The sequence below is a fragment of the Streptomyces natalensis ATCC 27448 genome, from assembly GCF_000935125.1.
GTDB lineage: Bacteria > Actinomycetota > Actinomycetes > Streptomycetales > Streptomycetaceae > Streptomyces > Streptomyces natalensis.
This window is the reverse complement of record NZ_JRKI01000034.1, coordinates 395,857-408,518: the sequence shown is the minus strand read 5'-3', so window position 1 is coordinate 408,518 and position 12,662 is coordinate 395,857. Positions and strand designations below refer to the sequence as shown.

Annotated in this window: 7 protein-coding genes and 3 pseudogenes; 4 read left to right on the top strand and 6 right to left on the bottom strand. The window is 68.4% G+C overall.

Annotation, left to right across the window (positions count from 1 at the left end; all coding sequences use genetic code 11):
• Position 1: 1 nt before the first annotated feature.
• From SNA_RS26460 to SNA_RS26450, 3 genes and pseudogenes are all read right to left on the bottom strand, one after another.
• Positions 2-410: pseudogene (locus tag SNA_RS26460) on the bottom strand (transposase); the annotation flags it as partial.
• A gap of 10 nt (positions 411-420) precedes the next feature.
• A pseudogene (locus tag SNA_RS40475) lies at positions 421-1,236 on the bottom strand (IS701 family transposase); the annotation flags it as partial.
• A gap of 222 nt (positions 1,237-1,458) precedes the next feature.
• A complete protein-coding gene (locus SNA_RS26450) occupies positions 1,459-3,672 on the bottom strand; it encodes a PIG-L family deacetylase (protein WP_030069297.1) in 2,214 nt (737 codons plus the stop codon).
• Between the two features lie 800 nt (positions 3,673-4,472).
• Between SNA_RS26450 and SNA_RS26445 the strand changes: the two genes are divergently transcribed.
• From SNA_RS26445 to SNA_RS26435, 3 genes and pseudogenes are all read left to right on the top strand, one after another.
• Entirely contained in the window at positions 4,473-5,789 is a 1,317-nt protein-coding gene (locus tag SNA_RS26445) for a glycosyltransferase family 4 protein (RefSeq protein WP_044367027.1), read from the top strand.
• Between the two features lie 43 nt (positions 5,790-5,832).
• Positions 5,833-6,232: pseudogene (locus SNA_RS40470) on the top strand (fatty acid desaturase); the annotation flags it as partial.
• Between the two features lie 368 nt (positions 6,233-6,600).
• Positions 6,601-8,781 carry an MMPL family transporter gene (locus SNA_RS26435; RefSeq protein ID WP_051877454.1) on the top strand — a complete coding sequence of 727 codons (2,181 nt, stop codon included), beginning with the start codon at positions 6,601-6,603 and terminating at the stop codon, positions 8,779-8,781.
• Here SNA_RS26435 and SNA_RS26430 read toward each other — a convergent pair.
• Complete coding sequence (locus SNA_RS26430; RefSeq protein WP_078970213.1) at positions 8,742-9,608, bottom strand: TauD/TfdA family dioxygenase; 867 nt, start codon at positions 9,606-9,608, stop codon at positions 8,742-8,744. The two genes, SNA_RS26435 and SNA_RS26430, sit on opposite strands and share 40 nt — an antisense overlap.
• Positions 9,609-9,836: 228 nt before the next feature.
• Entirely contained in the window at positions 9,837-10,865 is a 1,029-nt protein-coding gene (locus SNA_RS38640; RefSeq protein WP_157880100.1) for an LPXTG cell wall anchor domain-containing protein, read from the bottom strand.
• Here SNA_RS38640 and SNA_RS42785 point away from each other — a divergent pair.
• Positions 10,857-11,168, top strand: coding sequence for a hypothetical protein (locus SNA_RS42785; protein ID WP_157880099.1), 312 nt, complete (start codon positions 10,857-10,859; stop codon positions 11,166-11,168). The genes SNA_RS38640 and SNA_RS42785 overlap by 9 nt on opposite strands.
• A gap of 121 nt (positions 11,169-11,289) precedes the next feature.
• Here SNA_RS42785 and SNA_RS26420 read toward each other — a convergent pair whose 3' ends face one another.
• Positions 11,290-12,552 carry a pyroglutamyl-peptidase I gene (locus tag SNA_RS26420; protein WP_198535137.1) on the bottom strand — a complete coding sequence of 421 codons (1,263 nt, stop codon included), beginning with the start codon at positions 12,550-12,552 and terminating at the stop codon, positions 11,290-11,292.
• Between the last annotated feature and the right edge of the window lie 110 nt (positions 12,553-12,662).

Sequence of the window (12,662 nt, the reverse complement as noted above, 5' to 3'; positions counted from 1 at the left end):
ATCACGGGCGTCGCCTCGGGCGGTTGTCCCAGCGGTGGGTGGTCCAGGATCGCCTGATCAGACCGCGGACGGTGATGATCGTGTCCGTGAGGTCGAAGAAGGCGTCGATCACGGCGGCGCGGCGTCCGTAGCAGTGCGAGAGGCGTCGGAAGGCGTTCTGCCAGGCGTGGGTGCGCTCGACGTGCCGGCGCCGGCTTGCCTGGATGGGGCTTTCTCGCCCTGTGCGCTATCTGGCCGTGCAGCCCGCGTTCGTCGAGCAGGGCGCGGGTCTTGTTCGAGTCGTAGCCGGCGTCCAGGTGCACCGTGATCTCCTCGGGCAGCGGCCCGAGGTCCGTGAGGCGGTCCAAGGCCGAAGCCAGCAGCGGAGAGTCGTGGCAGTTCGCCCCGGCCAGGACACGGCCGAGCGGGATCACGTCGTCCGGGTGTGGGGTGGTTTTCGTGTTCGTCGGCGCGGACGACGGCGAGAAAGGCATGGGCCAGCATGGCGAGGGTGACCCAGCGGGTCCAGGAGGGGTAGCGGCGGACTTGGTGCTCATCCAGTCCGGCCATTCCCTTCTCGCTGTGGAAGGTCTCCTCCACCCGCCATCTGGAACGGGAACCTGCGACCTTGACCAGGGTGGCCAGGGATGCCGGCGTGGCGGAGTGACAGCGGTAGTAGGCGAGTTCGCCGGTGGTGCGGTTGCGGCGGATCAGTAGTTGGTGGTGGCCCGGTGCCGCTTCGGCGAGGTCGATGACGGCCCAGTCGTAGAACCGCTGTCCCTTCGCGCAGCGTCCGGCCGAGAGCTTCTGCCAGGCTCGCTTCGGCACCTTCTTCACCAGGGCATCGGCGCGGAACGTGCCCGCGCTGGTGGGCAGTTCGGCCGAGCAGGCCACCGCGAGGACGTAGCCGATGCCGCGTTCCTCCAAGACCGCCCGCAGTTTTGGGTTGCCGCCGTAGACCTCGTCCCCCGTGACCCAGCCCACTGGGTGCCCGGCGTCCAGGAAGCGTTCGATCATCACTCGGGCCAGTTATCCCCGGTTTCGTCGAACGACCAGCACCGCGGCCTCGTCGTGGAAGTGCTCGACGACGTATTCGCGCACGTCATCACGGACAGCGTCGGCATCCCAGGCGGCCCGGCACAACAGATGCTGCATGCCGTGCGGGCTGGCCTCCCCAGCTCACTCCGCGATCGTCCAGCAGTTCTTCCTCGGCACATCCGACAGTGTCGGCTGCTCCATCATCCGGAGAAAGCGCATACGGGTGACCCATGCTCGACGCGGCGTTCGAGCCGATGGTTGAACGACAAGTTCAGAAGTTGTTTCACGCCCCAGGCACACGCCCGCGCACACCCGCACCGTGATCGCCTGCACCATCACGCGGGACGCCATCCGCGCAGGCGGTAGGAAGGACCGTCGCGCACGCGCCCGAACAGCACCGAGGGTTCGTCGGGCACGGCAACGGCCCTCTCTCAGGGTGGATCAGCGGGCGGAAGATGCTTGGGGCACTGCCGGCTGCCAGGGGGCGAGAATGGGCCCCTTCTTCGTGGTGTGCGTCCAGTACAGGCGGCCGTCGAGACCGAGTGCGGTCAGTGCGGCGTCGCCGGACGCGAGTTGGTTGCTGGAGGGGGCACCGGCGAGGAGGATGCCGGTGTGGCTCCAGCGCAGCCGGCGCTTGGGAGCAGCAGATGTGCTCCAGGCCGTTGCCAGGTCTCCGGTGGCAGACCGTGCTGCCAGCAGGAGGCCGCCGCAGCCGGTGCGGATGACGCTCACCGGACCGTAGCCCTGTGGCCCGCCCAGGTCGGTGACTTCCACCGGGGAGGATGCGTTGCTCGGCCACGGGTACGTGTGCGACCGCGCGGATACGAGGTCGGCTGCGCGAAGCTGAGCGGTCAGCACGTTCCCGGAGTGGGGTTTGCGGAAGTAGACACGGATGCCGTCGCCGTCTCGCCGGACGGTCAACGGCAAGGTGGTGGGCGGCAGCCCGGTGAGCAGCGGACCGCGGGCGGATGCGGCCGGCGGGTGGACCCAGGCCAGCACGGAGTGCGGTGTGCTGCCCAGGATGTAGGTGCGGCCCATGCTGTCCCTGGCGACGACCGGGTCGCCGTGTACCTCCTCGCCGCCCAGGTATCGCCAGGGTGTCCAGCTTCCGCCTGCGAGTCCGGTGCGGGCGGTCAGCTGATGCCTGCTGTCGCGCAGGAACACCGTCACCGTGTTGTCGGCGTTCACCGAGACCGCGGGGGCACTGATATCCGAGGTGCCGGCATGGTCGCACCGCTCCGGGGTGCCCAGCGAATGCCAGGAGCCGAATGAGGGGTCCGCGTCCCGCTGGACGGTGAAGCCCACCTCCCTGCGATAGTCGCCAGGGTGCCTGCCGATGAGAGTGCGGGTGCCGAAGACGGCGATGCGTCCGTCGGGGAGCGTGATCGGACGGACGCCCGCGTCGATGCCGGTCCCCGGGAGCAGCGTGGGCCCGAACCACTGCCCCTCACTCAACTGACCGGTGCCGCTCGCCGGGCGGTGCCAGAGTGCGATGCGGCCGCTGAGCACGGCGAAGGCCCACAGGCTGTCGTCCTTGCCGGTCTGTAGCCAGCAGGTGCCGGTGTCGCGGGCGTGGTGGATGCTGTGCGACCAGTGGCGCTTGGGGTGTGCGGCCACGTTTTTGTCGCCGCAGCCCGCCGGGTCCTGACATGACTTCCGCGGCGCGCGGCTCCAGGAATATGTCTCCACGGTGCGGGCCTTGGATTCGCCGGAGGCTGGGTCGAGAGTGCCTGGCAGACCACCGTTGAAGTAACCGAGGTAGGTCTGGACGGTGAAGTGCGGGCGCTCGCCGGCGGAGGCGTAGCGTGCGAGAGCCTGCTGGACGAACCGGGCGCCGTACAAGTGATCCTGGTGATCGGCGTACTTGTGGTTGCGGTCCAGTCGACCAGGAGTCGGATCCTGCATCCGGACATGGGTCGGCCGGAAGAGTTCCAGATAGCCGACCAGGGTCTGGATGAGCTGTGCCGCGCTGTAGGAGAAGTCGCGGATGACCAGACCGCCGTACGCAAGCTGGGAGCGGATGCTGCGGGTCCGGCCGTCCCACAGTGCGTGCAGGCTCTGCGGGCGGTCACCAGTGATGCTGCCGGCCTCATGAAGCAGCGTCCAGACCAGGTGGATGTGGGGGTACCCCTGGAGCGTGTCGAGCTCGGCGAGGCCGCCGCCCGCTGTGGCAAGGGCGGTGCGCCGCCAAGGGTGTCCTGCGTCGCCGGTCACCATCTCGGCGTAGGCCGCGCGGATGCCGTTCTGCCGCGCCTTGGCGTACTTCGCCTTGTCCGGCACGGGCCGGCACAGTCCAAAGTGCACGCTCGGGTCCGGGCCATTGACGCCGTTGGCCTCGCCGGACGTCAGATAGACCGAAGCCAGCGGACGGCCACTGCGCAGTGACTGGCCGACCTCCGGGTTGATGAAGAACAGATCGTCGTCAGGGTGGGCAACGATTTGCAGGACCGACTCCTCGGTTCTGGACGGCTCGGCGTCCGCCCGGGAACCCGAGGATGCCGCCGTGCTCAGAACCGGTGGCCAATGCTTCGGCGTGGCCCGTGAGTCCCGTCTCCCCAAGCCAGCCAGCACCCCCACGGGGACGGTGGCGCTCAGCACCACGGCGGTGAGTACATCACGGCGGGACGATGAGGCCAAGCCTCGCACCAGCGTCATGAGGCAGTCGTCTTTCTCCAGATTTCTGCAGAGCACTTGTCGTGTGCCAAGGAACATCGGTTATAGATCACATGGACAACTGAGCAGGCCGACATTTCACCTGGGCGGGTTACCGCTGCGGCTGTCGTCGCCAGGCTGGAGCACACTGACGGGGAGCACGGCGCCATGCCCTGGCAACTCCGCGCCGGCTGCCTCGGTTGTTCTGTGAGCAAGGCAGGGTGAAATTCCCGCCAGCCCCGCAGGCGGCCTGCGACGTCCTGACCTGAGCAGCCGAACAGCAGGACTCGTTGACTCCTCGCAAACTCGTCTCACCGTCCTCACCGCCACAGCCGAGGAATTCGGGCCACGGTTGTAACGGCCACCCCCAGGAGAAAGCGCCTCTTGACAAGGTTCGTCCCGAGAGGGTGGAAGGGCGCACAGCGGTTAACGATGCGGAGCACTGCGCAGCGATGTTCGCGCCCGTCAACCACCAATGGTCGCCACAGCTTCGGCTGTTCCGGCTGGCACATCTCCCGAGGAGTCCGTGACTTCTATGGCGCCCGTCGTGGTGCCGCAGCCTGCTGCCGACTCCTGACGAACGCCGTCACAAAAGGCCCTATGAGTCTTTGGCAGCGACGTTCTTGACGCGAGTCCGCCGCCCCGGGTGCACCAGCGGACCGTGCGTACTCCGCGAACGCTTCGAGAATCCCCCGGGGCCGTATGGGCGAACGGGCGTTGACGTCCGCCCCTTGAGGGGCAGGAGCCAAGCCTGAAAAGACGGAACACGCAGTCCGCAGTAGCGGTAAGAACAACAGGGACGCATGCGCATTTCATTCTTGATCCACCACGCCTACGGAATCGGCGGGACCATCCGCACCACGTTCAATCTGGCCAACGGCCTGGTCGAGCGGCACAAGGTCGAGATCGTCTCGGTGTTCCGGTACCGGACGGAACACCAACTCTTCCTCGACCCGCGAGTGCGGCTGCGATTCCTTGTGGATCTGCGGAAGAAGAGCGCGTCCTACGAGGGCAATCACCCGCTCACCAAGCGCCCCTCGAAGGTCTTCCCACGCGAGGACGGCCGTTACCCGCAGTACAGTGAACTGACAGACGAACGGCTCGGCGCCGATCTGCGGGCCTTGGACGCCGACATCGTGATCGGAACCCGACCGGGCCTGAACGTGCACATCGCCCGGCAGGCCCCACGCCGCCTGGTGCGGATCGGGCAGGAGCATCTGACGCTGAACACCCATCCCACCCGGTTGGTGCTCAGAGTGCGCCGTGTGTATCCACGGCTGGACGCGATCACGACGACCACCGAAGCCGATGCCGCCTCCTACCGCCGCAGGCTGTGGCTACCGGGTGTGCGGATCCAGGCGATGCCCAACAGTGTCCCCCCTCCGGGGATCGCGCCCAGCACACTGGACGCCAAGCATGTGGTCGCGGTCGGCCGGCTGGCTCCTGTGAAACGGTACGGGGACCTGATTCTGGCCTTCGCCAAGGTCCGAGCCGAGCGGCCGGACTGGGGCCTCCGGCTGTACGGCGGAGGACCCGAGAAGGAGAAGCTGTTACGGCTTGTCAGCCAACTGGATCTCGACGACGCGATGACGTTGATGGGCTCGGTCACGCCCGTCGAACCAGAGATGGCCAAGGGCTCCATGCTGGTCGTCTCCTCGAGCATGGAGTCCTTCGGCATGACCATCGTCGAGGCGATGAGGGTCGGTCTGCCGGTCGTGAGCACCGACTGCCCACTGGGGCCTGGAGAGATCATCGAGCACGGCGTGGACGGCCTGCTGGTCGCGCCGCGTGATCCCCATGCGTTGGCCGGCGCGATGCTGGAGTTGATCAATGACGACGAGCGCCGCAAGCGTATGGGCCGAGCAGCCTTGAAGAAGGGCTCCCGGTATGACACGGCGCGGATCGTCGCGATGTACGAGGCAGTCTTCCAGGAATTGCTGGACCGCAGGGCGGGCACAAGGGGACGATTGCGCGGACTCGGTCACCGGACGGCAGCGTACGGCGTGGGGACATGGTATAGGTCCAAGGACCTGGCCAAGGGCGTGGTCCGCAGAGCCCTTTGCCCTCGTCCGACGGAGGGCCCGGGCCGCGAGCAGAATCTGCCGGAGGCGACCGGGTGACCTGAGTCGGAAGTTCTCTGTAGTTTGCTGCGTCGAGAACAGAAACCGCGGGCTGCCCGGCTTCATCGGCCGCTACCAGGCTCCGCTGTTCTTCCCTCTGCTCACCCTGGAAGCAGCCAATCTCCATGTCTCGGGCATGCCGACGATGTCGGGCATGGAGCGCCCCGACTTCCTGCGGCGCCAGGTGCTTACCTCGCGCAACGTGCGCAGCGGCGTCGCCACGGACATGGCCCTCGGTGGCCTCAACTACCAGATCGAACACCACCTCTTCCCGAGCATGCCGACCCCGAATCTGCGCCGTGCCCAGGTGGTCGTCCGCGACTATTGCGCCGAACTCGGGATCCCGTACCACGAGGCGAGCCCGGCCACCTCGTGGGGGGGAAGTTCTGCGCCATCTGCACAAGGCCGGTGAGCCGCTGCGCGAGCGCTCCCGACGTTCTTGACCGATGCTTTGTCGCCGCCGCATGCCGGCCCCGGGGACGGCCTGGATCTCGGCTTCTTGGTCTTTGTCTTTGGCGGTATGCCTTGAGAGGTTGCCGGTCGGGTGCCTGGTGTTGAGACAGCGCAGCCGGCCAAGTCCTGATGTCCACCGCCGGACCCGGTCGCGGTGAGAGTGACACGGTCTGCCGCCGATCGTTACCTCGGCATGGGCAGCGGGATCGGTGCAGGTGGTGAAGTGCGGGGGTGCCTCAGCGCCGTCCATGGCTCGCGGCGTGGCGCCTGCGTGGTGCTGCTCCTGGTGTGTCTGCTGGGGTGCGTGGCGGCCGTGGGAGCGCGCGGGATCGGTGGCCGGCTATCGCCTGAAACCCTCATGCCTGCCTCCGCTGAGTTTCTCCGTGCCGATGCCGTGCTGGTCTCCCGCTTCGGCGTCGGCGAGCCACACCTCCTGCTGCTCGCCGAAACCTCCGGCTCTGTCGACGAAGCCGGGACCGCGAGGGCAGGCCGGGACCTGACCGACAGGCTCGCGGCCGATCCCCGCACCGCATGGGTGCGTGGCTACTGGCCGCACAGTCTCTCTGAGTTGCGCACGGCCGACCGGCACCACGCTCTGGTACTGGTCCGGTTCCGCGGGGACGAACGGGCGGTGCGTTCGGCCGGTGACGACGCCATCGCCCGGTACACCGGGAGGTCTGGCCCGCTGCGGGTCTCCGCGGCGGGTGAGACTGCCGTTCTCTCCGAGAGCGAGCGCCTCAGCGAGCGCGGCCTGCGCTTGGCCGAGATCGTGACCATGCCCCTCGTGCTGTCGGTCCTGCTGTGGACATTCGGGAGCGCGGTGGCCGCGCTGATCCCGATGGTGGTGGGCGTCCTCGCTGTCGTCACCACCACTGCGTTCCTGCGCCTGCTGACCGACGTGACCTCGGTGTCGGCATTCGCAGTCAATATCACCACGGCCCTGGGCTTCGGGCTTGCCGTGGACTACTGCCTGCTCCTGGTCAGTCGCTACCGAGAGGAGCTGGCGCAAGGAAGGGCTCCTGGCCCGGCCGTGGGGACGACGCTGCGCACGGCTGGACGCGCAGTGGCGTTCTCCGGGGCCATCGTCGCCGTGTCCCTGTGTACGCTGCTGGTCTTCCCGCTGCCGCTGATCCGTTCGATCGCCTACGGCGGCGTCGCGGTCGTCATCTTCTCCGCCACGGTGGCGCTCCTGGTGGTCCCCGCGCTGCTGGTGCTGCTCGGAAAAGAAGTGAACCGGTGGGACGTCTTCGCCCGGCTGCGACCGCGGGGGACGGTGCACGCTCATGAGGGGGCCAAGGGAGTCTGGTTCCGGCTGGCCGTATGGGTGACAAGGAGGCCGGCTGCGGTCGTGCTCGGCGCGCTCGTGCTGCTCGGTCTCCTGGCCGCGCCAGCGGCTCTGACGCGGTTCGGCCTGTACGGCGACCGACTGCTTCCGCAGTCCTCCCCGGTCGCCCAGACGTACCGGGAACTGCGCGACACCTTCACAACGACGGCATCTGGCGCGCCGTCCGTCGTTCTCCCCGGTCTGCACGCCACACATTCCGCCGAAGCCCTCGACGCGTACGCCCGCCGACTCTCCCTCGTCCCAAGTGTGCGGCGAGTGGACACAACGACCGGCTCCTACCGCCGAGGGCAGCAGTCGGCCCTGCCGCCGGCCCAGGCGACCCGGTTCACCGCGCACGCCGGGACGTGGCTGTCGGTTGATCCTTCCACGAGGGACGCCCTCACCCCTGAGGGCAGCCGACTGGCCGAGCGGCTTCGCCGCGTTCCCGCGCCGGTGCCGGCACTCGTCGGAGGGCCAGGGGCCCGGCTGGCAGACATCGAGCACGTGCTGACCGACCGACTGCCGATCGCCGTCGGCTTCGCGGCCTGTGCCACGTTCCTGCTCATTCTGATGTTCACCGGCAGTGTCCTCATTCCGGTGAAGGCACTGCTGCTGAACGCCCTGAGCCTGATGGCCACCTTCGGGATCCTGGTAGCCGTCTTTCAAGAGGGATGGCTGGCCGGTTCCTCCTTCGGACCTGCGGGTGTGGGGGTCACTGATGTGATCGCGCCTCTGATGTTCTCGGTCGCCTTCGGCCTGTCGATGGATTACGAGATGTTTCTGCTGTCACGCATCGTCGAGGAGCACCGCCGAGGAATCTCCACGCCGATGGCTGTGGCCACCGGTCTGCAGCACAGCGGAAGGCTGTTCACCTCGGCGGCGGTCGTATTCGCGACCGTCATGGCCTCGCTCGCGCTGTCGGATCTGCGTCATCTGCGCATCGTGGGCGCCGGTCTGGCCGTGGCCGTCCTGCTGGATTGCACGATCATCCGCGCGCTGCTCGTGCCAGCCGTGATGCAGCTCGCGGGCCGGGCCAACTGGTGGCTGCCGAAAACACTGAACGTAGCCACGGACACAGCCTCGGTGCGCCCGAAGCAGCACAGCCCCCTGGCAAGCTCACCACCGGTCGGCGGCCACGAAGACTTCGACACCGGGACGGCGCGCGCACCGTCAGCTCACAAATGCCGGCAAGGATTCGACGCCGTAGACGACTGAGAGCTTCCGAAAGGGAACCTCCTCCGGCTCGATCGCCGGTTGCATGGCACACACCGCAGCATGACCCGTATGAGGCAACGTCGGCGGTCGGCGTCGGCGTGGTCCTCATAGGACGTACGGCCGTGCAGGACGCGCCGGTCGTCGATGACGAGGCAGTCGCCCTCCTCCAGCGGGATCGTTACCTTCAGCTCCGGGCGGGCCAGCACCTGGCGCAGGGTTTCGACGGCCGCGCGTTGATCGGGTGGCATGGGCTCGCCGGTCAGTTCGGCGGCGGTCTCGATGCGTTTGAGGTTGCATCGGACCTGGACACGGCCGTCGGCCTGCTCGAACACCGGCGCTCGCACCACGGGACTCTCGCCCTGGGGCGTGACGTGGCGGCGGTCCACGGGGTACGGCGTGTTGAGCAGGCCCAGTGCGTGCGGATACGACTCGCGAAGAACGCGGTGCACCGCCCAGCCGTCCACCAGGACGGAAGCGCCGCCCTGCACGGCCTTCCGGTGCATGAGGAGGGCGACGCAGTCGGGTTGCTGGCCGAAGGGCTGGACTGCCCGGTCGTTGTGCAGGTGCAGGTAGCCGCGTGACTTGGAGGTGTAGGCGTCCTCGTGGAATCGGCGGTCGTCGGTGTACGCCGAGACGCCCTCATCCCGGACCAGCCATCCCAGGGCAGTGTCCGGGCCCCGGCCCTGGGGAAGCGGTTCGCCGAGGTGGCGGAGCATCGACGTGGCGAACTCCTGGGCCGCCTGGGTGCTCATGGTGCCGGCAGGCGTGCCCGTCACCACGGCGAAGCCGGGGCCGTCGAGCGCTTTGGTACGTAATCTGCCGGCCAGGTGGGCGTGGTCGGGGCTGTAGGCGCTGTGGCGGACCTCGACGAGCTCGGCAACGTCGACGTTGCCCCGTACCGCAAGCGCGGCAGCGCCGCGTGGAACGCCTCCTGACGGTGCTCTGCTGAAACATGGTCAAGGGCTCCACCCGTGTTGGGTGGAGCCCTTCGGTGTGAGGTGGTGTTGCCCGGTCAGGTTACGGATCATCCCCGCGTACGCGGGACACGGGCCTGGCTACTCCTGGGCGGTGCGGCGGCGTCGCATCCACCACACCAGGGCGCCGCCGGCTGCCGCGAGGGTGGCGGCGATTCCGGAGATCAGGCTGATGGGGGTGTCGGAGCCGGTGTGGGCGAGGTCGCCGCCGGGGCCCTTCGGGTCGTGGGTGGGGGCGGGGGTGTAGCCGGCGGAGTCGCTGACAGACGGCTCGGGGGCCGGGGCCGACGGCTTGCCGGTCGGGTCGGGCCTGCCGGTGTGGCTCGGTGTCGGCCGCGGGTTGGGGGTGTCGGTGCCGCCGTCGTTGTGGCCGTTCGAGTTGCCGCCGAGCAGCAGCGTCCCCTTGCGCTCGATGTCATCGGTGACCGCCCTGACCGAGGTGCTGGTCTGGCGCGGCAGATAGTGGTTCTGGGCGCGGAAGCGGAGGCGGGTGATGTTGCGCTTGGGAGCCTTGGAGAAGTCGACGCCGCCGACGATCATCACCTGGACGCCCTGGGCGGTGTCCACGTTGTACTTGAACTCGCCGTTGATGAAGATGTTCCGGTACTTCTGGAACAGCTTGTCCTTGTCCCAGTTCTGGTGGGGTGCGCGCAGCGGCCACCGCTTCACGTCGTTGCTGTTGATGATGTGGTGGTAGTCGCTGGTTTGAGTGGCGTCCTGGGGGCGGATGTACTCGGCTGCGACGCGGGAGGTGTAGACGCGGCGCAGGTCGGCGTACTGGCCGGCGGTGTTGATGGTCTTCTCCACCGCGGGGACGATCATCCGGTTGATGACCCGCTGGGCCTGGTCGCGCTGCGCCTTGGTGGGGTGGCAGACGCCTTCGCCGCCGCCGGGCTGCGTGGAGAAGTCCTGCTCGACGGACTTCAGGCCGAGGGGGGCATCGAGGATGTAGATGCCGCCGTCCTGCTCACGCACCTTGGCGGGCTTGGGCTCGATCCAGTTGCGGATGCCGGTGAAGCACGGACGCCCGTCGACCCGCGGGAGGGCGGCCCAGAAGCGGCGTCCGAGGTCGGTCTTGGGGTCCATCGTCTTGAAGAAGTCGTGCTTCATCTGGAGGTCGGCCTCCAGCAGCACCCGCCCTGCATCGGTGGAGGCGAACTTGGAGTCCATGACGCGGTCGGGCTGGTCCGGGTTGAGGTTCACCCAGACACCCTTCCCTGGGACCGCCGCGACGACTTCTACCGCACCGACCCCGAGCACATCGAAGACGACGCCCGCCCGATCTACTCTCCCACCGACGTTCTGTGCCGCCTGCCCAACACCCCCCAGGAGCAAGGGCTGCTGTGGCGGATCGATGAGCAGTGGGAGCCCGGCGGCTGCGACGACGAGTACTGCCGCTATCACGCCAACTGATGCGGGAAGCGGGGCCTCCTCGGCGTACAACGGGCGGCGGGTTGCGCGATCTTCCCGGCCCCACCACACCAGCGACACCTACTGACCTCGCGAGGCGACGGGAACGCGGGCGGGGACGACGTCACTTCAGCGCCGTATTCGCCGCCGTCGTCAGGATCGACCGTAGCTGCGCAATGATGGCCAGCCGGTTCCGCACGAACTGCGGATCCGTGATCTTTCCGGTCGCCGGATCGGTGTTGCCGGCGCCGAACTGGAGCACCGGTGTGTGCACGTGCCCGCCCGGCAGCGTGTCGTGCAGGCCCAGCCGGTCGCGCAGCAGGGTCGCGCGGTAGGCGATCTCATTGGAGAGGTAGTTGCCGCCGCCGCCCTCGCGGGCCGTGGAGCCCGGTGTGGGGCCGTCGGGGCGTACGACGGGTTCGGTGCTCCCTGTCGGGATCTCGGTGACCTCGGTGTGGTCGTAGGCCGGGAACCGGCCGGTGTGCGCGGTCACGATCGCCTTGTAGGGGAGGGTGGTCGTCGTCCACTGCGGTGGTGTGGCCGGGGCGGCGACCGGGATGGTCCCGGTGCTGCTGATGTTGTCGTTGTCGGGGTAGCCGCCGCGCCAGGCCCCGTTCGTCCGCTCGACGTCGAAGCGGCCCGTCCGGCCCTGGCTGACCGTCGTGTACAGGTCGACCTTCGGCAGGTACGGCGCCAGCGTCCGCTCCACCGTCCCGTTCGCGAAGTCCTGCCAGCGCACCGGGAACGTGACGGCCTCGATGCGGGCCGGTCCGGAGTCGGTCTGGATCACCTTCCCGTCGAGAGCGAGCGCGACGGCCCCGGACGGGTTGGAGATCCTGATGTCCTGGTCCAGCGTGAACGGGTCGAAGCCGGTGACGAGAATGCGCTTGATGCCCGTGGCGCGCGAAGGGTAGCGGATGTCGCTCCGGCCGCGCGAGGTCCGCTCCAACTGGTCCAGCAGGGCCGAGCGTTGCGCGTCACCGATCCCGAAGTCCGGCTCCCACGTGCGCACGTCCCGCGTCATCCCGAGCCGCGCCCAGTACAGCGGCCGGTCGTCGTCCCGGCTGAGGTCGCCGCCCGCGGGGCCCCGCCCCTGCGCCCGGTGGACGGCGTGCCGCCACAGCGCCGTACCGTCGCGTACGACGATGCCGCGGGCCTGCTCAAAGGAGTGAGTCCGGGTCAGGTCGCGGGCGAAGTCCGGGGCCACGGAGTCGAATCCGGAGCGCCGCAGTATCTCCTGCGGTGCCGCCTTGTCGAGGCGCTGCTCCTCGACGGTCGGGGTCAGGGCGCCCTGAGCGGCCCGGGCCGCCGCCGTGGTCGCGGGTGCCACCAGCCCCGCCAGCAGGGCCATACCGAGGATGCCGATCCGAACACGTAGGAAATTCAAGGGACTTGGGGTCCTTCCGCCGCTGTGGGAGCGCGTGTACTGCCGGACCGCTGCAGTATCGCGTGACGGAAGTGGTCTACGCCATGGGGTGTGGCTCAGGGGCAAGCTGC

Coding starts and splice junctions, on each gene's coding strand:
- SNA_RS26435 (WP_051877454.1), top strand. CDS start 6,601: ATGCCTGCCTCCGCTGAGTTTCTCCGTGCCGATGCCGTGCTGGTCTCC.
- SNA_RS38640 (WP_157880100.1), bottom strand. CDS start 10,865: ATGAAGCACGACTTCTTCAAGACGATGGACCCCAAGACCGACCTCGGA.
- SNA_RS26445 (WP_044367027.1), top strand. CDS start 4,473: ATGCGCATTTCATTCTTGATCCACCACGCCTACGGAATCGGCGGGACC.
- SNA_RS26450 (WP_030069297.1), bottom strand. CDS start 3,672: ATGACGCTGGTGCGAGGCTTGGCCTCATCGTCCCGCCGTGATGTACTC.